Source organism: Haloarcula sp. CBA1122 (genome assembly GCF_009741785.1).
Taxonomy (GTDB): domain Archaea; phylum Halobacteriota; class Halobacteria; order Halobacteriales; family Haloarculaceae; genus Haloarcula; species Haloarcula hispanica.
This window is the reverse complement of the sequence record NZ_WPCB01000003.1, coordinates 130,023-153,557: the sequence shown is the minus strand read 5'-3', so window position 1 is coordinate 153,557 and position 23,535 is coordinate 130,023. Positions and strand designations below refer to the sequence as shown.

Sequence of the window (23,535 nt, the reverse complement as noted above, 5' to 3'; positions counted from 1 at the left end):
TTGTCTTCCGGGTTGGGACAGCTAAAGCACCCAAACGGGGTGTTCTCGGGCACTAGTAATGGATGGGAAGCAGTGGCCGATGTGTAATAAACCCAAACGCCACACCAGTGCTATGTGATAACATAAAATATTTCCCACATATTTAGACTGAATTTACAAGTATAAACACCACCATCATGATATAACAAGCGTACACTTGTAAGATACGGTGATTTAATCGGTTCTATGGTTCTTTCTAGCGGTTTCTCCAACAGACACTGTCGCTAAAAACGCCCCTGTGAGCCGACAGTTCCACCAAAGCTTATTGCAACGACCACGGGATATTCGATTTCTTCCCATCGCCAAGCAGGATCTCGGACCCGGATCACCAGAGTAATTACCTGACCCTTGACTAAACACGACGTTTTGGGTAGGTAGGTTACCTAGTTACGACAGAGTCGGTCGCAACATGACGCTCTAAACGCTCGGGGAGTTCGTCCATCTCTCCAGTCTGAATTCTCCACAGCATCGCGTACAACCCGTCTTCCTCCAGCAAATACTTGTGAGTGCCGCGCTCGACTATCTGTCCGTCTTCGATGACCAGTATCCGATCTGCATCACAGACCGTTGAGAGACGATGCGCGATTGCTATCGTGGAGCGTTCCTCCGCAAGTTCAGTCAGGCTTCGATTGATCAGCAGTTCCGTTTCCGTGTCAACACTCGCCGTCGCCTCGTCAAGAACGACGACATCCGGATCCTGAAGGAATACTCTGGCAAGCGCGATTCGCTGGCGTTGTCCCCCAGAGAGCTTCACACCGCGCTCCCCGACTTCTGTCTCGTACCCGTTTCGGAGATTCTCGACGAACTCGTGTGCCTGTGCCGCTCGTGCCGCCTGTCGGACGGCTTCGTCACTCGCCTGTGACTGCCCGTATCGAATGTTTTCCGCTACCGTGCCATCGAATAGGAATGGCTCTTGGTTGACGTATCCGATGGACTCGCGCAAGCTCCCTAGCGTCACCTCCCGAATATCGTGCCCGTCCGCTCGTATCTCTCCGCTCGTCACATCGTATAATCGTAAGAGGAGCTTTGCTATCGTCGACTTTCCTGCACCAGTCGGGCCGACGAGTGCAACGGTTTCGCCCGGATTCAGCGTGAACGAGATGTCAGCAAGTACAGGTTCGTCAGCGCTCGACTCAGGATTATTTGTCCCGTAAGCGAATGACACTGTATCGAACTCGACGTGACCATCGATGCTGTCGAGCACCGCTGCGTCGGGATTTTCGGTTACGTACGTGGGTGCTCGTAGGAGTCCACAGATCCGCTTTCCAGAGGCTTTCGCGTTCTCGTACCGGTCGACGACGTCGGAAAGCTTCGCGAGTGGGTCGGTGAGCCGTTGGGTGAGTAACATAAATACGACGAATGTACCGACAGTGAGATCACCCGTTAACGGACCTGGTGGCCCGGTGAACACCCAAGTTCCTCCGACGACGAACGTTGCGAAGAGTATCAATCCGGTTAAAAACCGCATGCCAGGCCGGTAAACAACACTCAATCTGATTGCACTGATCGCATCGTCGTACAGATCTTTCGCCGCGTTATCGATGCGGTTAGCCTCGTATCCCTTTGCTGGCGCTGTTTTGACGAGCAGGCTGCCGCTGATCGCGTTCTGCAAACGAGTGTTTAGATGCCCGACTGACGACCGCCAGCCGGCGTATCGTGCTCGACCGCCTGGGTGAACCACCATGTGAAACCTATGAAAAGCGGGAGTGCGAGCAGTGTAATCACTGCGAGCTGGTAGTTGAGATGAAGAAGAATTCCCGTAACTCCGACCACCATGACACCGATCCGTACCATGTCTTGAAGTCCGTTGTCGAAGAACCGTTCCAAATTGGTCGTGTCGTTGTTCAGGATGGACATGACCTCCCCAGTGTCTACCTCCTCCTGAAACACCGTGTCTAACTCTTGGAACTTCCTGTAGCTGTCCGCTCGAATATCGTACATAACACCGTGGGCGAAATCATTCATCATATAGTCTCGGAGCCATGCCGTCAAAGCGACCAGTACGAGCGACCCGCCAACAAGCAAGGCTGAGAGCCAAAACTGACTCGTTGCGTCCGATGGCAACCAGGCACTGGGGACGAGAGGAAGTGTATACGCTCCCTCATTGTTAAAGACGGCGTCGATGGTTGTTCCCAGAACTATCGGCGTGACGAGCCCTGCTCCGCGTGAGACGACACTGGCGAACAATCCGAGTGCTAACCGTCGCTGCTTCGTCCGTCCATATCGAACGAACAGACTACGGAGAGGCTGTTCGATGTCCCGTCCGAGTTCGTCGATAGTGGACCCGTCCCCGCCTGTGTTCTCCTCTGTCATGTGTTCAAAACGCTGCTGCTATTGAACTCTTGATTCTCGCAAGTCTGGTCAATGCGTATCATGTGAACTCAGCGAGTGGGTTGGGAATGGTACCGTGATGGCGCACTTTCGGGCGCGTATTGGTGTTCGTGTAGCCGTGATCCAGCAACCGATTCCGGTTGAGACAGTAGTTCCGGAACCGAGGTCTAAAAAGGTCGATTGCTTCGTACCGATCCTCGTATCTCGGGAACTTTTTGTGGTAGTTTTCGATGGTGTTCCGAACGTGCTGCCAGAACGCTGCTTCAGTGAGTCCGTGGGTTCGCTCCAGCGCGTCAGAGACAAACCGGAACACACCGTCGAACAGCGTTCCCACGATTCGATGACAGAGGAGAATCGGTGGTTTCCGCTTCACGATACTGTGCGTGTATCGGTCATCGTCGCGGAGTTCTTCGGGGAGCTTCTCGATCAGTTCAGGGAAGTTCCGGTCTATGACCGCAACCTCGTCAACGAAGTCCGTGATCGCAATCCGGGTGGGAACGTCGTCCTCCAGTATCAGGACGACATTCGTACCGTGCGGCATAAATACAAGACCATAGCGATAGAGACAGTGTAGAATTGGATTCAGCAGAGTCTCCAGAAACTCGGTGAGCCACGTCTCCGGTGTCATCCCCGATCGATCGACGAGTTTTGCCACGACCGGCGTCCCATCGAAGTCATCCTCGTACACTGCAGCCAGAGCTATCGGGGACTCGCTGGAGTCTACTGAAGGCGTGACGCTCTCTCGCCAGACACACCCGAGTAGCTCGTGAAGTTGGTACGGAGCGTCCTCGAGTTGGCTGAACTTGGGGTGTTCGTAGTTCACACCTGCGATTTCTCCGGGAAGGACGAGGTTACAATTGGTTCGAAGATACGGATCGTCGTCTAGGATTGACTGTACGAACTCGGTCACACGAGGGGCGGCTTCAGCTTGCTCACCGAGTATCCCACGGTACACGTTGGTGTTCAGCACGCGTATGGGGAGCTTCACATGCTTCTTCTCGGGATCCGTGACATTTGAGAACGTACGAATGGACTGCTGGGGAAGGTACGTATCGGGACCTTCACCGAGAGGGACGAGCAAGTCGTCCGCGATGTCGCCAGCGAACAGTTGGATAACGCTGTCCGTCCACTGCCAGTCGTGAACAGGAAAGAGAACGTAGTCGTCCGGATCGAGCCCGTCACTCGAAAGCCGTGACCTGAACGCCTGATACTGGTCCCCCAACTCGTTCTCAAGGAGTTCTCTCTGTGAGATCCCAGCAACCGACGTGAACGTGGCCCGATTCTCATGTGCCGCGACCCAGGAGAGTGTCCGCTTACGTTTCGTCTCGGGGGCGTACTTATGGTAGTCGTCGTAATCGAACCCGACCCTGCCTTTGTTATATGTGTACTTGGGATGTCCTTCCAGTTCTCCTTCGACCATTGCGTAGGGGAGGTCAAGAATCGACTCACGCTCACGGTTATCTTTCGACGCGCGAACGTGTGTGTCGGCGACGAGTGTGTTGTAGTACTCTCTGAGGAGGCGTGCGAGGGTTGTCTGGCTGGTTCCCAAATACGCCTGGGCGTCGACCAGGAACTGAATCGGGTCGTCTGCCGGCTCCGGCTCAGTCCCTGCAATACCGTCACGTCGAATGATCGAGTCACAACGGACTCGATAGGTTCCGAGCGCGCGCTGATGCGCGTCGAACTGGTACTCGACACCATCTGTCAATCGTACCACGTATCGAGTCCACTCCTCGACGGGCTCGTCGGATTCTGCGGGGACGGTCCGTGTCTCCGTCGGAGCTAAAAGGCCCTCGCGGGTGAACTCCGCAAATATCTTCCGTAACATAGCCTCGTTCGCCCGCTTCCAGTGGTCGCTTCCGAATGTGGAGCGTACCGTGTCTGAGTACTCCATTATCTGTACTCCCCGTCTGTGTTTGCAATCCGTCTGTCGCTCTTGCAGTGACTGAGTACGAACATCGTAATCGCCTAGTTTTAGGCTAGCCTAAATTATATATAAACCTTGTCCTGCAAGAACGGTGTGTTGTATGGACGGCTAGTAGCCATTGAAAATCAATGCACACCTGATCCACGAGGGCAGTGCGATCAGTGTGTGAATCGTTTCAATTGTTACTATAGCATCGTGCATTTCACACTACAGCGCCTACTTTTTTAGGCTAGCCTAATAACATCTCCTATCGAGGAGTGCTGATGACAAAAGAACCAGCTATCCAGTCCCGATGTGCAGAGGAAGATATCGACCTTGTTCGGTTGCTCTTCGTCACACAGAGCGGCGCAGTTCGCGCGCAAACTGTTGACACGGCCAAACTGGACGAAGCAATCGAAAACGGAACGACCGTCTCACAGTTGATTCAAATGTACAACGCGGTCGGGCGGAGAAACAAGGACGGTCATCTCACGACTGTCGGGGAAGTTCGGCTCCGTCCGGACCCAGACACGTTTCGAGCCCTTCCCTACGCGGAGCGAACAGGAGTCATGTTTTGCAACATACAAACGCTCGACGGGAATCCCTGGACGATTGACGCTCGTTCGTCCCTCCGTTCGTTCTCGCGCACCCTCGAGAGTAAAGGCTTGTCGCCACGAGTCTCCTTCGAGAGCGAGTTCCATCTGTTTGAGCGGAACCCAGAAGGCGGCGACCAGACTATCGGTTCGCCCGGCGCATATCTTACAGAAAGCACGCGCGAAACACACGGGACGATCCTCCGAGCTATCGATGCTCTCGAGGAACAAGACGTCGTTGTGGAAAAGTACCATCCAGAGTACGCCCCCGGAAAGCACGAAATCGTGACAGGTCACCAGTTTGGACTCCGTGCGGCCGATGAGCACGTCCTCGTTCGTGAGACGGTCGACAGCGTCGCCCGATCTGATGGATACCGGGCCACGTTCTTACCTAGGCCGTTTGATAACGCGACGAATGGCTGCCACCTTCATGTTTCACTCTGGGACGGGGAGACGAACCAGTTCTACGACTCTGGGGATGGGAGCCTGAGCCGGATAGGCAAGCAGTTCATTGCCGGTGTGCTAGAGCACGCACCAGCACTTACAGCCCTTGCAGCCCCCACTGCCAACTCGTACGCCCGACTACGACCGCAGAACGGTGCAGCAGGGTACGTCTGCTGGGGACAGGAGAACCGAGAGGCTTTGGTTCGCGTCCCGGCGCTTAACGCGGGCGATCAGAGTGGGAACTCGTTACGACTGGAATTCCGTGGTGCGGACAATGCGGTGAACCCCTATCTCTGCTTGCTGGGACTTCTCGGGGCTGGATACGACGGTGTTGATCGGGGTCTGGAGGTTCCCGAACCACTCTCCGTTGATCCAGGGAATCTCACTGCGGAGGAGCGGTCTAAAAAGTGTGTCGAGCGATTGCCCCGGACGCTTGGCCAGGCGCTTGACGAACTTGAGTCCGACGACGTGTTGCGGGACGTGCTCGGTGACGCGTTGTTCGAAACATATGTACAGGTAAAACGCAGTCACTGGCGTCAGTTCGCGTACGACAGCGCACAATCGTGGGAGATGGAGCACCTACGAAGCGTGTATTAGGCTCTTACCGCTTAACACAGACCCTTGCCACCTCATTCACTGTAGCGATGTAGAATAAAATTCCGGCTGTCAGATTTCACCGCCATTTTTCAATCACCCGACAGGCTTTTGTGTTTTTAGGCTAGCCTAAAAAACGCATGTATCGAGAATCCAGCCGTTCAGGGAGAATCCCGCACCGAAGATACGAGCAATCTAATACCCAACTACGGCAGAGCCAAGAGAATAGAGAGTCCAGCGCGCGGACGTATCCACGAACACTTCCCTTCGCAGTCGCACGAGCCAAAGGTGCGATACTTGTCGACGCCGACGGAAACGAGTACATCGATTGCTTGGCTGGAGCCGGGACGCTAGCCCTCGGACACAACCATCCAGACGTGGTTTCGGAGGTGGAGCGAGTGCTAGCCGAGGACCGGCCCCTCCACACATTAGATATCACGACCCCTGAGAAGGAAGCGTTCGTGGACGCGCTATTCGAGAGCTTCCCGGACGAGTTCTCGGACACGGCAAAAGTACAGTTCTGCTCCCCGGCAGGAACTGACGCCGTCGAGGCCGCACTGAAATTGGCGAAAACTGCGACCGGCAACCGAAGCGTCCTCGGCTTTCAGGGCGGGTATCACGGGATGACTAATGGTTCTCTCAGCCTTATGGGAGACACCGATGCGAAAGAGGCAGTTCCGGGGCTTATGCCAGGCGTCCACCACCTACCATACCCGGACCCATACCGTCATCCGTTCGGGCTGAAGGCAGGTGAACACGAATCTATCAGCCGATTTGTAGAGCGAGTGATCGCTGACTCCGAGAGCGGCGTCACCGACCCTGCGGCGGCGATCGTCGAACCCGTTCAGGGAGAGGGCGGCGTCAATCCGGCACCCGACAAGTGGTTGCGGAAGCTCCGCCGAATGACGCGTGAAAACGACGTTCCGCTGATCGTTGACGAGATCCAGACCGGTCTGGGCCGCACTGGTGAGACATGGGCGTTCGAACACGCAGGAATCACTCCGGACATCGTTACCTGCTCGAAAGCGGTCGGCGGCGGTCTCCCACTGGCGCTTGTTGTCTACGATGAGAATTTCGACGTGTGGGAACCTGGCGCTCATGCCGGAACGTTCCGCGGGCACCAGCTTGCAATGGCCGCCGGCCGAGTAACAATACGGCACGTATTAGAAAACGACCTTGACGAGCACGCAGCGAAGATGGGCGAGCAGCTTCGAGAGGAACTCGACTCGCTAAACGCCCGCTTCGATGCGATCGGTGACGTACGTGGCTGTGGGTTGATGCTCGGTGTAGAGTTTGTCGACCAGACGGTGGACACTGACGATGGAGAGGTTCCCCCGCCAAACAGCGAACTTGCGTCGACGGTGAAGGCGGAGTGTTTTGATCGCGGACTCGTCATCGAAACCGGTGGCCGTGACTCAGCTGTCGCACGGTTCCTGCCGCCACTCACTATCGACCAGAACCAAGTGAACAAGATTGCCGTTCGTTTCACCGAAGCCGTCGAAGCGGCGATAGACGAAACAGCCGGGATATAATTATGAGCGACAGGAAGAGGTCACAGGGGCTCGGAGCAAACTGCAAAACGCCAGCAGAGCACGCTGAATCAGCTACCCTGCATGCACTACTGAACTGTTATCACCGGGAGACCGGTAATGGACGGATCATTTCCGGTGCGGAGGCTCCCGTGTCGGTTCACAGTACTGAATCCATCCTTTACGTACCATTCACACAACAGGAGGTTGCGGTGTATGCAGCGCTTCGATACGACTCTGAAACCGGTCGACACATATTTGACCTTCCGATACACGTCCGTCAAAAGGGCCAGACTTCTACAGTAGACGCTGGAACGCTGGCTGCGTTTATCCGCCGCGAGATTATGTTGTCAACGGGAGCAGATACAACCGAGGCGACCGATTTACTGCGACGTATCCTTGTCTCACAGCGCGAAATAGAGCGATTCATTCGTGAACGCAGTGACAACGCTGCTCACTTGGAGAAACTCCCCACTTTCATTCGAGCAGAACAGTCGCTCTGTTACGGTCACCTCCTCCATCCGACTCCAAAGAGCCGTGAGGGAATCGCGGAGCACGAGGTTGCCGAGTATGCACCAGAACTCCGTGGTTCGTTTCAGCTCGACTACTTTGCCGCTGATGCCGAGATCGTTTCACAATGGTCGGCACACGACGAGAGTGCAACCCAGTGGATCTCGTCGGGACTCCGCGAAGCGAACAGTATGATCCCGCAGCGAGCAGAGTCTGCTCTCAACGATGGAAAGTTACTTATTCCCGTCCATCCGTGGCAGGCTGACGCCCTACGCTCACGACAATACGTGGCGGATGTAATAGACACGGGACACCTGATCGATCTTGGCGAATTCGGTCCCACATTCTATCCTACCTCTTCTGTTCGGACGCTATGGAGCCCCGAAACTCCCTATATGGTCAAATCCTCGGTAGCCATAGAGATAACGAACGCCGAGAGAACAATACCGCGGTCGAAACTTCGGTTAGCAGTCGCCGCTGCCGAGCTTCTCACTACAGAGTACGCCGATCGGCTCAGTGATGCTCATCCGCAGTTCTCGATATTGGCAGACGCTGCTGCTGCAACAATCGATGTCGGCTCCGGGAGCGAATCGGGGTTCGAGATGATTCTTCGAGAAAACCCATTCAGAGGCATTTCTACGGAGAATACTGCTACCGTCGTTGCGCTCTGTCAGGATCGACCGTCTGAGCCACCGTGGGTCTCACAGATCATCCAGCGAATAGCACAGCGGGAGGGTCGTCCGGCGTCAAAAGTAGCCCGTGAGTGGTTCCGTCAGTATCTGAGAACCGTAATTCACCCTGTTGTGTGGTCGTACTTCAAACTTGGTGTCGGACTGGAAGCTCATCAGCAAAACACTGTAGTTCGACTGGATGAGGACGGCTGGCCAAAGGAAGGGTTCTATCGAGACAACGGTGGATACTGCTTCCCCAGATCACGGTACGATCTGGTCGATAGCTGGATTCCCGGCCTGGAAAATCGGGTAGAAACCGTTTGCTCCGACGAAATTATTGACCGTTGCCTGAGATACTATCTATTCATCAACAATGCATTCGGTGTGATTAACGCACTGGGTGTCGGCCGGGCTGCTGATGAAACTACGCTATTAAAGGTTCTCCGCGAAGAGATAGCGTCTCTTGTGGAGATCGAGCCCGCAACCTCCGACCTTCTCTCAGTACTACTCGACAGCGATCAAATACCATGCAAGGGGAACCTGTTTACGAGGTTCGAGGGATATGACGAACTGGATTCGACTTTAGATGACGAGTCGGTCTACGTCGAAATAGCGAATCCACTCACAACGCCTTTTAGGCCGTCCTAAAACGCCAACGTTAAGTGAGATTAGGCTGGCCTAAAAGTATGGACGGCAATAACGGTTCCCAGGAAACACCAACGCGGCGAGATGTCCTCAAGTACGGCGGAGTTGCTACAGGCAGCGGATTGCTGGCGGGCTGTGCCGGTGTATTTGGATCTGACTCTCAATCCACTCCGGCCAATAATACAACGGAGAAATCAACTGAGACCGCTACTGAATCTACTAACTATTCGGTAACGATGGAACCGATAGGTGAGGTAGAGTTCGACTCAACTCCTGATCAATGGATTGCCTACGATGGTAGCTACGCTGATATGGGAGTCGCACTGGGCCAAGCCGACGGCATGACCGGTATCGGAGGTGCTGACCGATACTACACACATCTGTACAACGAAATACCAGGCGTGGAGATCGATACCGAACCTATCGAGAGTTATCCAGAGGTCCGGACAAAGGAAGAATTCTACGAACTTGACAACGATGTCCACCTATACGATCCGCAAATGCTCATTAATTGGTTCGACTGGGATGAGTCGGACATCGAGGAAATAACCACGAACGTTGCCCCGTTCGTGGGGAACTTGATCTTCCGAAGATCGGACGACTGGCACGACTACCGGTACTACACGTTGTACGAGGCCTTCGAAAAGGTCGCACAGGTGTTCCAAGAACAAGAGCGCTATGCGGCGTTCAAAGAACTCCACGACGAGTTCATTGCGGACATACAGAGCCAACTCCCGACAGCCGATGAGCGACCGAATGTCTTCCTTACGTACGGTGTCACGCAGGAACCAGATGAGTTCACACCGTACCGGCTCAACGACCAGGGAACGAGTAAGAAGCAGTGGCGTGACCTCGGCGTGAGCGACGCACTTGGCGGGACGGACATCGAGAATCAGAGCACTACGGGGAACATGGACCTCGACTACGAAGGGCTACTCGATTTGGACCCGGACGTGATTCTGTTCCGGAATTTCGCCGAGATGTCGGTCGAGGAGTTCCGAAATACCATCCTCGCATATATGGAAGATCATCCGGTCGGTAGCCAACTGACGGCCGTCAAGAACGGTCGCGTCTATCGTGGCGGATACCTCCATCAGGGACCGATCCACAACCTGTTTTTGACCGAACAGGCCGCAAAACAGATTTACCCCGACGTATTCGGGGACGTGACGGACGACACGGAACTGTTTGACCGGCAGCGCGTCGCGGACATCGTCAACGGGGATTTCTATAGTAACAATTGAAACGGTTCACACACTGATCGCACTGCCGTCGTGCGATCAGGTGTGCGTTGATTTTCAATGGCTACTATAGAGTCCGGTCTCAAACTACTGTCGCTCGTCGTCCAGTCCAGACGACCGTTCCGTTTTGATCTCCTCGGCCCGTTCAAGTACCGCATCGTCGTCGATGTGCTCTACGAGATGGCGGTGACCATCCCGACGTCGTTTGCGCTGTTCGGATGGTGAGATCGCTTGCTCCACCTTCCGCTCGACGTACTGTGACTGTAGCTCATCGAAACGTGCCTCGGAGAGGTCGGCGTCTCCAACCCGTTCCGGGAACTCCTTCCGGACGTGTGCTTCCCAATCACCGTCGATGACAGACCCTTCAACGAACACCCAGTCAGTGTAGTGAGTTGCGAGATCCTCGGGCAAGCCCTCATCACGCCGCACGTCATGGATCAGTCCGAGCGCAGTCTCGCCCGCTTGTCCTGCGGCGACCACAGCTTGGTCCTCAGCCGTCCCAAGTCGACCAGCAAAATAGAGTCCATCTACCGATGTTCGACCGTAGCGTTTGTGCTCTTCCCAATTGATATCGACTCCCCCGTCGTCCCCCAGAAATTCTCCCTCGTCAAGTGTTTCGAGCCACTCTCGCCCGTACTTTGCTGCCGCGACGAGCGATTCAGTTGCATACTCGTCACCCGTTTCAGTCTCAATACGAAAGCCGTCTTCTGTCTGGGTTGCTTCTACAGCCTTCTCACGCGTGATTTCACAACCGACTCGCTCGGCTTGTGCGTGCAAAAGTTTCTGGAATGTTGGCGTATCGATTCCGCCAGGGAAGCCAGGAAAGTTCTCCAGATGTGCGATCCGGCCCAGTGATGACCGACCACGATCTAGGATTAGTGTGGAGAGTCCGTATCGACTCGTAAAAACACCAACTGTAATCCCTCCGACTCCTCCGCCAACAATAACAACGTCGTATTCTCCAGCCACGACCTTTCGAGACTTCTTCGACATGAGTGGATTAGGCTGGCCTAAAAGTAAAATTCTTCGATTTGCTATTTATTATCTGTCAAGAGGGTTTTCCGGAGCCAGTACTTCTGTGAGGGGTTCAACTTAGTATTGGGAGTTGTGGGCCACGTCGAACTGTCGCTGTAGAAGGGTGCCGCGGTAGCGTCACCCGACACGGTCCGACAGTAGCCATTGAAAATCAATGCACACCTGATCGCACGACGGCAGTGCGATCAGTGTGTACATCGTTTCAATTGTTACTATATCCGAAGTACTGAGTTCAACGGCAAGCACTGTAAGCTTGCTGTGGACGGTCAACTGGTAGTGTTTAGTTTAGAGGGATGTGTCAGCAAGATATTCTAAAGCCAATTTCCAGCGGTGGTCGGTTCGTCGTGTCACAAACATATGAAAACGGAGAGTTTCTTTGTCCTGTGTTTTAGCTTATATATTTGACAGTAGTCCGATTTCCATAGTGTTCTATCAGGGATGGTCCAAACTTGTTGAAGTAAAGCTCAAGGATGTTTCGTATTACATACGAGAAACACAGAGGCTCGCCATGTGTTTTGCTCTAGTCCTTGGAGAAGGATTTCTGTGTGATTTGTTGTCATGGTCAAAGACAACCGCTATGGAGAATATTGCTTCTTTTCGGACTCGTAGCGTTTATGAGCGTGCGCTTTTGTCCAGCCCATCAGAATGGGATAGCCGTTCTGAGGACGGCCTACAGGTAGAACTACTGATCGGTGGTTCTACTGATTACAGGAGGAACTATTAATTCCTCATATATGCTTTCGCAATGTCACTTTCAAGCATTCAGAAAGAATCAAAGTCGTCATATTTTTGTCGTACGGGAAAGGTTGGCTCAGTCTCGGGAGTTCGTGTGAGCGCTGTGTCCGCGTTGACGGATTTGCTCAAGCGTTGCAACAATCACGCCGACACCGATCTGTGGCGGAACCATACTCGCTCGGCCAGCAGAGGGCCACAAAATCCGACCGTCGGAGGGCACCACTCTGGGACAACTACTCGTGGCATGAACTGGTCAGTACAGACGAACCAATTATTGATGCTAACTGATCAGGAGTGCTAATCCGAAGCAGTCTCAACGCTATATTCATATCCAAGTTTCTCACGTAGCTGACGGAACGCCTCCAGTATCTTTTCTCCGTCTTCACCGGCAGGAATCTCGACGTGTGCTGGTGGAGTGGCACTCTCCGGATTCAGGACTCGCCAAATCGTTCGACGAAGTAACGACTCCTGGGATACCGGCTTCCAATCGAGACGTAGGCTATCCTCAGAAAACAGCACAGTCACCTGCTTCAGTCGTTCCAAATCATATGATGCGCTCTTCTCTTTATTGGAGCAATACAGCGAGTCCCATTTCAAATCATACGTGGTATCGTCAGTTGTCCAAGAGACAAGCCCGCCAAACGGGACAACAGCCGACCCTCGTACCGGATCGAGTGTCTCGTTCAATTCCTCAATTACTCCCTCGTGTCCACCCGGGTTGATTTCTCGGATATGGGTCTCATGCGGTACTGAGCGATACAGCCACGACTGGTCGGTCAGGACTGCAAATTCGTCGAAGTAGAACAGACGGTCCGTCCACGCGTCAGTATCACCGTCCGGGATTTCGAGTACTGACTCAATCACCACCCGGTCCTCAGGAAGCGACGCTCGAAATTCGTGATCCGAACGGACAAACATACATTTCGAGTCGGGAACCCGCACTAGCTCCCGTTGTACCGTCTCAAATTGACCGTGTTTTGGCTCAAGCTCTAGGTGGACAACGGTTCCGTAGTCCATCAGAACGCGAATCGCCCGGTTCTCGACTGTCACACCGCCGAGTTCGTCCCAGTCCTTAACACCGGATAGACTCCGAGAGACGAGCCTATGTGTCGGTTCTGCAGCATCGAACTTCTCTGTAAACCCCATTGTTGTCGCGTACTCCCGGGGTTATTAAAATCCTCGGCAGTGATCTATGCTAATTCAGTTACAGTCAACACAGGGGAACTCTTTAGCGGGTCAAACTTCTGGTAGGACGTATGGAGGCAGTTCAACGGATGCTGTTTCGTGAACCAGACGGACGACGGAAGGGCCTCTTATTCTCACTCTTCTCGTTCATTTGCATCCTTGGGTGGGCGTATTTCGGTATTGTACTCAACGGCCCTCACAACATGCTCTTTTTGGGTATCGCGTTTGCGTTCTCTGGATTAGCCGAATCTCTTCCTCCGAGCCGACAACGTTCGGCAGGGGTACTGCGAATACTTGGTCTCGGTATCCTCGTTGTCTTCCTTGCTCTCCTCATAGTGGTTCCAGAATCAATATGGGGTTGAGCGCAAGTAAACGGGTTTGACAACTACTTTAGCGACGGGCGAGGCTGGTCACAGACACGTTCCCGCCCGCGGCTAACGCGACAAAGATGTCACTGCTGGTGAATACATTCTTAATCGTACGACGTAAATGGCCATGCATGGGACTGCGTTGTGAGGTATTTGGACACGACTTCGGGGAGTCGACGATAGAGGAGTCGTACGACGAAGGTAAGCGGGGCACTGTTCTAACTGTTCGGGAATACAAGTCTTGCGAGCGCTGTGAGCATATCCGAAATATCTCTGAGAACCAAGGCCTGATATCCACCACAGAGGAATCGAAAGCGAATGGCGAGCGGTCGGAAGAAGTCGAACACAGAACCGAAAACAAGGGGCCAGCGGGGGTGAGAGAGAACGCGGAGGTCGAGACCGAAGCGAGAGATCCGGTGCAGGCAGCGGACGAAACGGAACCGACCGAGCCACCCGCATCAACGATGGCCGTGTCAGACAATGTGGCAGAAACATCTCCAGATGCGGCGGCGAGTGACGAGTCACCGGCGGTGACCGAATCGGCGCTTCTGGAAACGACTGATGACGCCGTGATACTGTCGGAGACACAGGAACCAGATGACGACAGCGACACGCCGTCAAGTAACGACGATGCAGTCCTCATTGATGATGCTGCTACAGACACGGCAGAACCGTCTTCTGAAACCCCCGAAGAACCGGGTATAGGAAACGGTCGAGACGAGCAGTCGTATACGGCGGACCGCTCAAAGAATACCACAAGCGACTCGGTTCCGACGTATCAGTGTCCGAGGTGTGAGTTCGAACTCCCCGCGAGTGAATCGTCGTTCTTTCCCGGTGACGTTTGCCCACAGTGTCGGGTCGGCTACCTCGAGGACGTATCGGATGGTGAGTCGTAGGCGCTCGATGGGACGTACCCTCGTGGAGGGATAGTCGACGTCAGACAGTGTTTTCGCGAGGAGAGTGTACTCAGTAGTTTTGAAACAGCAGTTTTCGGACGTCGTCTTTCGTCCGGGCGCTCACCGTTGAACCGTCGGGAAGTGTGACTTCGTATGGTTCGTCGGTCTCGTCTGACCGGGTCCACTTCTCGTCATGTTCGGTTAGCAAACGGTTGGCAGCGGAAAGAGTATCACTCGGAGTGTCGTCAGCTGCCGCGTTCGACTCGGCCGCGTCGGCGCTTTCGATGGTATCGGCTGACGGTGTGGTCTGTGTCGGCGTACCGTTCTGTGCGACGTCACGTCCGTCGTCTGGCGTGTCCCCCGGCCTAGTTGGGCCGGCAGCCGCCTCCTCACCCCCCTCGTTCGCTCTTTTTTCAGGTTCGATATCCGCGAGGCGATCCGCAAGTTCACTCGTTCCAAGTGCTGCGAGCAGTTTCCCTCGCATCTCATCGGCCTCAATACCGCTACCGGGAACGTCCGGCACCTCGGAGGCGATGTGTTGGAGTTCCGGATACTCAGCCGAGGCGAGTCGCTCGTAGTCGGTACGGCTCAGGCCTTGCTCGTCTTCCAGCTGGTCCGGCGGTGTGTATGTATCGAGGAGGTAGTCAACGACATCTTGCGTACGAATGTGCCCGTACGTCTCGATGAACGCGTCTTCGAGATCCTCCCGAATCGACGTCAAGTCTTCCTGTTGTGTGTCCGTAATCTCGATCTCCGGCATCACCTCCAACATCGGTCGCCCATCTCATAACTCGTTCCCTGGACGGCGATAACTGACGGAACCATTGTATAGCAGAGGCACGCATGGTCTAGTATGCGGTGTCCCCGCTGCGAATCCGATCTCAGCACGTATACGCTTGCGACCGCTGACCAGACAGCTATCGTCTGTGAATCGTGCGGCTTCGCAGACATCTCTGCGTCGCATCACAACGAGGCCTCCCCCCCAGAGTCCTGGGAGTTCGCTCTCGCTCGGTTCAACGAGCATCCTGATTCTAACCCCGGTAAACCCGAAAACACCGGCCGTACACCCAGCGTCCCGATTCCCGAAAGGGACGAGCCCACAGACCGACCAGAGTTCTCGCTTGAACAGGCTGGTGTCGCGGTGGGAGTCTCTCTTGGGTCTGCTGCTAACAGGTTCCGACAGGACGCTGTTGACGAATTGAACCGTGTTATCGACGAGAACGAAATTGAACAGAGCGGGAAGGTTACAGCCAAATCTAATGAGAACGACGAGAATAGCCAAGACACGGAAACTGAAGCCGACAAAAACGGGGACGAAACTGAGTAGCGTCCGACGTCAGTTGTATTGTCTGGACGGGGACCAGTAGAATGTTCCGGCTGACGCCGGCGAGCAGTGCTTCTATTCGAGACCAACCGTTACTCGGCGGTGGTGTCAGATTCTTCGGCCTGCTCGTTTTGCCCCTCGCGCTCTTCTTCCGACCGCGCTGCGACGAGTGCGCCCTGTGCGACACTATACAGCGGATTCTCGGCTTGGCGGACGTCGCTGATTGAGAACGGTATCTCGGATTCGTTGATCCGTTCGGCGAACAACTCTTCGAAGCCGTCAGGACTGGATGTCCCACCAGTCACGACGACCGGGACATCCAGTCCCTCCTCGACATCTTCCTCATCGACTTCACTGATGATGTTCTCGATGACATAGTCGAGGAGATTGTCGTAATAGATACTCAGTGCACCTTCAATACCGCCGACGTCCGTCTCGAAGTTGAGTGCGAAGTCCTCTTCTTTAACCGAGGTGACCTTATCGACGGGCGTGCCAGTCGCCTGTGCAGCCTGCTCGTCGATCCAGTCGCCACCGCGTGCGATGGAGAACTTCATTACGGGGACTGCATAGTACGACAGACAGACGTTGGTCATCCCGGCGCCGAAGCTGATACCGAGGCCAGTGAACTCACGGTTGGCAAGCTCGGAGTAGATGACGGCCATCCCTTCATTGATCGGTTCCGGGCTGTAGCCCATATCAGTGAGTAGGGACTCAATCGTCTTTTGATGATATAGCGTCGAGACATCGGCATCGATTGGGTCCGCGGGAACCGAGAAAAACAGGCGTTCATTCGGGAACTCCGGCTGTCCAACCACCTGTTCCGTGATGAGCTTAATCATCGGAATAGCTGATTGCTCGTCGCTCGAGAGAATCCCGGCTTGCATCGGGCGGCGTGTCTCCTCACTGAAGATGTTCGCGAAATTCAGGGCGTCATCGCCAACGATGTAGACGCGATCATCCTTGCGGATGTGGAGAACATCACTTCTCGACAGCATCTGTTCGGCCATGTCGCTGTAGTCAATTTCGACGAAGGAGTTCCGCTGCTGCACGAATACTGTTTCGTTACCATCTTGGCGTGCAGACAGGAGGTTCATCGTACCGACATCGAGACCTTGGGGCATACAGTTGTATTCCTCCCACCAAGTTGAAAAAACTATCCTGTTTTGTTGCAATAGGTTACATTTTATTTATGAAAACAGACGGACTGGTTCGTAGGAACATATTACTCCGGGTTACCCCACGCAACGAGAGAACAACAGCGGAGTGTCTGTGGTGAGCAGACAGTCTATTCAAATAACAACGACCGAAGACGGGTAACAATGCTTCGTTGCTCTTTGACACCGGTTTCCACATCGTCATCTTCGGCCTGCTCATTTCGAAACTGCGTGAGAGCGTCGACCTGTTCTTCGGTACCGGTGCTTCGTTCTGTCTTTGATTGGCCACCCTGTAGCTGTCTGAGCCCATCTACTGCGTCATCAACGTCATTGCTGTCGGCTCGTGTCGTGGTCGCCTCGGAATTCTCGATAGCCGTCCGATCGAGGTCAGAGTCCGTTTCTGGCATATCCAGATTTAGCCGCTTAGTTTTGGGCTGCTGTTCGACACCACCCCACGATAGTTCCGCTCCGTCTAGTGCCTGTTCGATATCGTCGTCCACATCTGCTTTGCTGACAGATTCAGACTCGCTCTCGGCCGACTCGACTGGTTCAGTTGAGTCGCTTGGGGTTGCCGCTTTCTCGAGGTAGTGTGCAACCAGCGCCGCTCCTGTTGAGGCCGCAAGCATGACTAAGCCAGTGGCGTAAACGCTGATCGTCCAGACGCTGCCGTTGACTCCGCCACTGTTCGTCCACCCATACGGAAAGACATTAACCAGAATTATCGTTGCGGCGAGACAGAACAACGTGCCGGCGGCACTGACGACCCGGGTCTTGAAACCGACTGGGAGGAGTACGACGACGCTCAACAGCACGGAGGGCAGTCCGACGAACCCAACGACGAGCGCAACCTCACGAATCTGCCAGTACGGTGCGCTCCCGGGCTCCAGAACGTTACTGTACAGAAAGAGGCAGAATCCGACGATGGCAAGCGTAACTCCGGCAAAAAAGAGTCCGAACCCAACGTAAATATCTCGCTCTTTAGCTGGTTCGCCGACATATTCGTAATAAATCGACGCAAGCGTGTCGCGATAGCCCGACACTGAGTCGGCAGACTCTGGGGACCTGTCCGATGTAGATGCAGAGCTCATTCCGTTTGTTATTTGGTCCCGATGGGTGTTAAAGATGGCTTACCCTATTTCGTTCGATCCTACCTGCGGGGGGCGAGTGGGAGCGGCGACACGCTGGTTCAGGGGCGTGAGGGCGTCACTCCTTCCTTGATGGTGATCCCGTCGTTCTGAATGTGGACGAAGATAGTCCGTTCAGGTTCGTCGGAGACTGTCACGGCAGCGACTGATTCGTGTTGTCTATCGAGAACGGCTTTAACCCTGTAGCAGCCAGCCTGTAGCAAGTTGACCGAACAGCCGGACTGGCCCGACAAGAGCTGATAGTGGGCTCTATGACAACACACCTCGCTGTCGTATATTTCTATGCGGACATCATGTTTGGTATCGGTGGTGTTTCTGATGTGGAGGTCTTCGTTCGCCAGACGCCACTGTTCACTGTTCGTCGACAGAAGTTTACGACTACTGGAGGGCATGTCGACATTGTACCTATGCTACAGTTACGAATATGTCTTATGGATTGACAGTGCATCGCGATGTCATTAATGTGCTCTCACATGTAGTGTAGTTATATACTGGTTCCCAATCGGTACCTGTTCATGTCTAATCTGGCAAAGCAGCTCCCCGGAATCTTGGAAGCGCAAGAAGCCAGATGGCATCTGTGCCGTGTGTCCCCTTCACGGACGACTCCGCCGTCGTGGACACGGGCGTCGCGTTGCGTCTGCCAGGCGGATATCCGCTGAAAAATGGCGGTCGCTCGCGGTTGTTCTGGCTCTCGGCACGGTTCTGATGATGGCGGTGAGCGGCCCTCTGGTTCTTGTTGGGCAGTCCTCGGCGTCTCACACTATATGGCGATATTCGTAGGGACAACAGTGGCATCGACCGATTCGATCGTTGCGACCCAGCGGCGCTACCGGTCACGTCCACGCCGACAGCTTCGTCCCACAACCGGCGACGACGGCGTCGATCAAATCCGTCACAGACGATGAAATACGACCGATTCAGCCCGGTCACTCGGGGCTTTCGCCACGCTCAGTCGGTGTACCAGTACGCCCAGAGGATCAACACGCCCTGCAGCGGCAACCGTGCCCAGCGGACCAACACAGAGGGATCGCCGCCACCCGTCCCCTCGATAGTGACCATGGAGACAGCCATATAGACGTTCGCGGGAAAGATCGCGACGAGCAATGCGATCGTCGCCCACGCGGCGTACGAACGCGTCCGGGGCACCAACAGGCCGAGCCCGACAGCGATTTCCGCGACGCCGGACAGATACACCAGCGCAAGTGCCGCCGGCAAGACCGGTGGCACGATCTGGACGTATAGTTCCGGCACGACGAAATGCAATCCTCCCGCGACGACATACAGGAGCGCCATCACGTAGCACAACGGCCGTTTGAACTGTCGCAAGCCAACACGCATCTACTACCGTGTATGGGGACCAGTGGAAAGCAAGTTGGGATTTGTCCTCCAGTGAGAACGGAGTCTCGGCCTCTCACCCCGGAAGAAAGAGATTAAGAATTGCGACGACCAAGCCGGCGAGTCCCATCCGCGCTGCGGCAACGTACCACCGCTGACCCGAAATCGAGCCCATGTAAGCGCCGAACGCACCCAACACACCGATACCCAGGCCGACCGAGATGAGTGCGGCTTCTACCATTGTGACAACGGTCCCCGCGACAACGAACGGTGTCAGTGGAATCAGAACCCCGATGAGTGGCCCCAGGCCGCTCATCATGGCGTGTACGAAGCGGGCACCGCTCTGGTCGCGTTGAACGCGGGTATCGTCGAGGTCTTTGAGCATCGCTCGCTCGATACGTCTGATTTCGGCCCGGGTTTCGGCACGTTCGATTTCCCAGACGCTCCAGACCGCAGACGTCCCGAGACCGACTGCCGCGCCCAGTCCGATTTTGATGACAGTGGAGCCATCTGAAACTCCCGAAAGGACAGCGCCGACGATGATGCCGATGCACGTCAGCGTCCCGTCGAAGCCGTTCGAGATGAAGTACCGGCGCGAGATTGCGAGGACGTCCTCCTTCCCGAGAAGACGCCTGAGGAGTTGTCGAATGGACGTCACGGCGCGTCAGGCATCCTGTAACGTCCGTCGGTCCGTCACGACGCTGTCACCGCAGGCAACCTGGTCCACAGAGTGGACTGACCCGCCGAGGTTTTCGATCGTTTCTTCGATTGCCTCGAAGTCCAGCTCTTCGCCTTCGAAGGTGAGCTTGACGTTTTGCACTTCCTGATCTAGTTCGATCAGAGACGAAGTGACGCCCTCGACGCACTCAATTTCGGCCAGCTGATCGGTGAACATCAGCAGGGGCGGATCGTGGGGTTTCAGTACATCGATAACGAGGCGCCGGACTGCTGCCATATCTCAATACGGTGGGGGGATTGGCTTAAAAATGTGTGTCAGCACCGTCCTGTCGACGCGCCAGCCCTGGTGGGGGCGTAGAGCAATCCCCTGTGTGTCCCAGCCACAGATGGCTGGAGAGCGCTCCGGTGGGCGAGATATTATTAGACGTCACTGCGTAGTCCGCCACACAGCCTCCGAATACAATGTCTCTGAAACCATACCGGCGCGAGTGCTTTGATGCGTAGGCAACGGCACAGAGTGCGCGAGGACGCAGAAGCCACAATCAGGGAGTGCGAAGATAGGGACCCGCCTACGGACAACCCGACGCGCTCCCCGCGACCCAGATAGCTGATCCACATTCCAGCACGCCACTATGTACGACACTATCCTGTTCCCAACCGACGGAAGTGACGCCGCAGAATCGGTCCGTGAGTACGCAATACAGATCGCAGTCGAACACGAGGCGACGATTCATGTTATCAACGTCGCCGACACCGGCCGAGACAGCGTCACCACGATTCGTGGAGAGGTCATCGACGTTCTCGAAACAGAAGGGGAGCGCATCGTGGCGGAAGCCACACAGGATGCGAAAGATGAAGGCGTTCCTGTCGTCTCTGCGGTCCTCCAGGGTGACCCGCACAAGACGATAGTCGACTACAGCAAACAGTCCGACATCGATTGCATCGTTATGCCGACGCACGGACGGCGCGGGCTCAAGCGAATCCTGCTCGGAAGCGTCACCGAACGCGTCATCAATACGGCAGCGGTTCCCGTCGTTGCGGTCAACCCTGCCGAAGGCCGACCACTCGTGTATCCACCCAAGCACGTCCTCGTCCCGACGGATGGAAGCCGTGGCGCAGCACTCGCAGTGGCAGAGGGGATCGATGTCGCGAAGGCGACGGGAGCAACGCTCCACCTGCTTCACGTTGTCGAGACCGGCGGTCTCGGACCGGATGCACGCTCCGTCCTGAAAGAAGGGGAGTTGACTGAGCGGGCAAATGAGATTCTGGCCGAAGCGACCGAGAAAGTCGAGGAGACGTCGCTCAACTCGGTCACCAGCGTCATCGAACACGGGACCCCCTCGAAGGTGATTTGCGACTACATCGACGAGAACGAGGTCGATCTCGCGATCATGGGGACCCACGGACAGACTGACTTCAGCAGGTACGTCATGGGTGGTGTCAGCGCCAAAATTGTCCGGCAGTCCCCAGTTCCGGTGGCGTGGGTTCGCGAGCCTGAATCCGAATCAAATGAGTAGCTCAGCCCGTGAATCGGCCGACACATACCAGAGCACGGGCCTGATAAAGCTCTCCGCGTGAGGGACCTCGCCAAACCTCCCGGTATGCGGGAGTGTTTAGTAACTATGGCGTTCAGGTAAATCGGATCATGACCGCAGACGACTCACAGTCCGGAGGGGGAACGAACAAGGTGGATGCCGTAATTCGAAAATACGATCTTGTCGGGATGGGTGCAGAACTCGAAGATCGGTGGGTCGCGCCGACGGGGAGGAAGAAAGTACCCGAGACCTCGCGGACTACTTCAATCAGTCGGTGCTCGAGTCCGCCATCGAGGGGAGCGACGCACCGACATTGAGTGGTGACATCCAGCAGGTCTATCAATCACTTCGCGAAGATGACGCGGACGCCCCGCTCATACGCTCCCGTCTCGAACAGAGCGGGGTCGATATCGAATCGGTGATGGACGACTTTATCTCCCACCAGACGGTGTATCGCTATCTCAAGAACGACCGTGGGGCGGCCCGACCCGAGCGGACGCCCGCAGAACGGAAAGAAAACGCCATCGACTCAATACAGCGGCTTCGGGGCCGAACCACCGCTGTAACGAGGCAGACTATCGAGAGCCTCGAAAAGAACGACGCCATCTCGGCAGGCGATTTCAACGTCATCAACGAGGTGCAGGTGCTGTGTGAGGACTGCGGCCATAGCTACGATATTGTAGCGTTTCTGGAACAGGGTGGCTGCGACTGTCAATCCGCGTGAGGACTCGGACCGTATTATCGAACCGACGCCAAAACCCCAGTATGGTCCTGTAAACCGACAATGCGCCACGCCAGCCGGCGGTCAGCCGAGCCTCGGGAACCGAGCGGTCTTACAGTCGACACCGCAGAACGCGTATTCCGAGACGTTGCCAGCACTATCTCTGGTCGTGACATTACGATACCGGACGTTGTCGTCAATTGATGCGCCGCAGTGATCGCAGTGTCGCGTTTCAATCGAGCTAATTACGACCCTGATAGATTGGCTCTCAACGCTTTCGGGGGCTGCACTCCGCGCTCGGTCCGCGTTTGCGATGTCTGCTGATTGTTGGCTACGGTACTCCTGCGTGTTTTGTGCGTTCATGATGTCGCTGATTATGGGTTTGTAGTTGGTGTCGCAGCGCTTCGTGAGATGGGTCATCGCGACCCGAAAACCGTCGGCTGGTGTTTGGGAACCAGCCAGGACCGACGTTTTCCACCTGTGTGCCGGCGTTTACCCGCACTGTGGTGGTCTACGTCAGTTTAAAATTTGAAAAATGTAAAAAACGCGAAACCGGATGTGATGGGGTCTGCACCGATCAAGTGCCGGGACAGCGGGCTTGCCTGCCAAGCCGTACAGTCAGCGCCCGGATTCATGTCCTTATCTTTAATGGATGTACACTTAATAGTTCCGTGAGTGGCGTTCACACCCAACGAAAATAACTGGCCCAAACCTGTGAGTCCAGCGAGACTGCACAACGTAGCCGTGGCCTGCAGCAGCCATCACTCCAAGACATCTATAGTAACAATTGAAACGATGTACACACTGATCGCACTGCTGTCGGGCGACCAGGTATGCATTGATGCTCAATGGCTACTATAGCTTGCTTCGAGTTTGTGAGCGCCCTATCTCAGTGACGAAGCTAATAGGGACTAACCAAAT

Annotated in this window: 18 protein-coding genes and 1 pseudogene; 8 read left to right on the top strand and 11 right to left on the bottom strand. The window is 55.1% G+C overall.

The annotated features are described in order from the left end of the window. Positions 1–418: 418 nt before the first annotated feature. Both GJ630_RS20460 and GJ630_RS02280 read right to left on the bottom strand, forming a co-directional pair. Positions 419–2,352 (bottom strand): annotated as a pseudogene (locus tag GJ630_RS20460) (ABC transporter ATP-binding protein). 58 nt (positions 2,353–2,410) lie between these two features. Continuing rightward, entirely contained in the window at positions 2,411–4,264 is a 1,854-nt protein-coding gene (locus GJ630_RS02280; RefSeq protein ID WP_014030831.1) for an IucA/IucC family siderophore biosynthesis protein, read from the bottom strand. A 296-nt stretch (positions 4,265–4,560) separates the two neighbouring features. Between GJ630_RS02280 and glnA2 the strand changes: the two genes are divergently transcribed. The 4 genes from glnA2 (at position 4,561) to GJ630_RS02260 (ending at position 10,506) form a co-directional block, all read left to right on the top strand. Then, positions 4,561–5,910, top strand: a complete 1,350-nt coding sequence (gene glnA2, locus GJ630_RS02275; RefSeq protein ID WP_146418198.1) for a gamma-glutamylputrescine synthetase — start codon at positions 4,561–4,563, stop codon at positions 5,908–5,910. 137 nt (positions 5,911–6,047) lie between these two features. Then, positions 6,048–7,439 (top strand): diaminobutyrate--2-oxoglutarate transaminase family protein, encoded by a 1,392-nt coding sequence (locus tag GJ630_RS02270; RefSeq protein WP_050036587.1) that lies wholly within the window; start codon positions 6,048–6,050, stop codon positions 7,437–7,439. A gap of 2 nt (positions 7,440–7,441) precedes the next feature. Beyond that, positions 7,442–9,265 carry an IucA/IucC family siderophore biosynthesis protein gene (locus GJ630_RS02265; RefSeq protein ID WP_064287141.1) on the top strand — a complete coding sequence of 608 codons (1,824 nt, stop codon included), beginning with the start codon at positions 7,442–7,444 and terminating at the stop codon, positions 9,263–9,265. Between the two features lie 38 nt (positions 9,266–9,303). Then, entirely contained in the window at positions 9,304–10,506 is a 1,203-nt protein-coding gene (locus GJ630_RS02260; protein WP_014030835.1) for an ABC transporter substrate-binding protein, read from the top strand. 84 nt (positions 10,507–10,590) lie between these two features. Here the strand turns inward: GJ630_RS02260 and GJ630_RS02255 are convergent, their stop codons facing one another. Beyond that, positions 10,591–11,496, bottom strand: a complete 906-nt coding sequence (locus GJ630_RS02255; protein WP_014030836.1) for an NAD(P)/FAD-dependent oxidoreductase — start codon at positions 11,494–11,496, stop codon at positions 10,591–10,593. Positions 11,497–12,570: 1,074 nt separating this feature from the next. After that, entirely contained in the window at positions 12,571–13,419 is an 849-nt protein-coding gene (locus tag GJ630_RS02250) for a hypothetical protein (RefSeq protein ID WP_191449321.1), read from the bottom strand. A gap of 487 nt (positions 13,420–13,906) precedes the next feature. Between GJ630_RS02250 and GJ630_RS02240 the strand changes: the two genes are divergently transcribed. Continuing rightward, complete coding sequence (locus GJ630_RS02240; protein ID WP_242493268.1) at positions 13,907–14,722, top strand: hypothetical protein; 816 nt, start codon at positions 13,907–13,909, stop codon at positions 14,720–14,722. A 70-nt stretch (positions 14,723–14,792) separates the two neighbouring features. Here GJ630_RS02240 and GJ630_RS02235 read toward each other — a convergent pair whose 3' ends face one another. After that, entirely contained in the window at positions 14,793–15,494 is a 702-nt protein-coding gene (locus GJ630_RS02235) for a hypothetical protein (RefSeq protein WP_064287142.1), read from the bottom strand. 81 nt (positions 15,495–15,575) lie between these two features. Here GJ630_RS02235 and GJ630_RS02230 point away from each other — a divergent pair, with 81 nt between their 5' ends. Then, positions 15,576–16,049 (top strand): hypothetical protein, encoded by a 474-nt coding sequence (locus GJ630_RS02230; protein WP_014030840.1) that lies wholly within the window; start codon positions 15,576–15,578, stop codon positions 16,047–16,049. Between the two features lie 89 nt (positions 16,050–16,138). On the opposite strand, the gene GJ630_RS02225 is transcribed toward GJ630_RS02230, so the two are convergent. The 6 genes from GJ630_RS02225 to GJ630_RS02200 form a co-directional block, all read right to left on the bottom strand. After that, positions 16,139–17,167, bottom strand: a complete 1,029-nt coding sequence (locus GJ630_RS02225; protein WP_014030841.1) for a hypothetical protein — start codon at positions 17,165–17,167, stop codon at positions 16,139–16,141. A gap of 164 nt (positions 17,168–17,331) precedes the next feature. Next, the gene (locus tag GJ630_RS02220) at positions 17,332–18,240 is read right to left on the bottom strand and encodes a hypothetical protein (protein ID WP_014030842.1); all 909 of its coding nucleotides are present in this window, start codon (positions 18,238–18,240) and stop codon (positions 17,332–17,334) included. Positions 18,241–18,386: 146 nt separating this feature from the next. After that, positions 18,387–18,737, bottom strand: a complete 351-nt coding sequence (locus tag GJ630_RS02215; protein WP_023842930.1) for a hypothetical protein — start codon at positions 18,735–18,737, stop codon at positions 18,387–18,389. Between the two features lie 556 nt (positions 18,738–19,293). Then, positions 19,294–19,683, bottom strand: a complete 390-nt coding sequence (locus GJ630_RS02210; protein WP_008308456.1) for a MauE/DoxX family redox-associated membrane protein — start codon at positions 19,681–19,683, stop codon at positions 19,294–19,296. 73 nt (positions 19,684–19,756) lie between these two features. After that, complete coding sequence (locus GJ630_RS02205) at positions 19,757–20,338, bottom strand: VIT1/CCC1 transporter family protein (protein WP_050036581.1); 582 nt, start codon at positions 20,336–20,338, stop codon at positions 19,757–19,759. A 6-nt stretch (positions 20,339–20,344) separates the two neighbouring features. Continuing rightward, positions 20,345–20,635: a DUF211 domain-containing protein gene (locus GJ630_RS02200; RefSeq protein ID WP_008308452.1), complete on the bottom strand. Its 291-nt coding sequence runs from the start codon at positions 20,633–20,635 to the stop codon at positions 20,345–20,347. A gap of 355 nt (positions 20,636–20,990) precedes the next feature. Between GJ630_RS02200 and GJ630_RS02195 the strand changes: the two genes are divergently transcribed. Further along, positions 20,991–21,875: a universal stress protein gene (locus GJ630_RS02195; protein ID WP_014030846.1), complete on the top strand. Its 885-nt coding sequence runs from the start codon at positions 20,991–20,993 to the stop codon at positions 21,873–21,875. A gap of 229 nt (positions 21,876–22,104) precedes the next feature. Continuing rightward, complete coding sequence (rdfA, locus tag GJ630_RS02190) at positions 22,105–22,617, top strand: rod-determining factor RdfA (RefSeq protein ID WP_252718696.1); 513 nt, start codon at positions 22,105–22,107, stop codon at positions 22,615–22,617. The last annotated feature ends 918 nt before the right edge of the window (positions 22,618–23,535 follow it).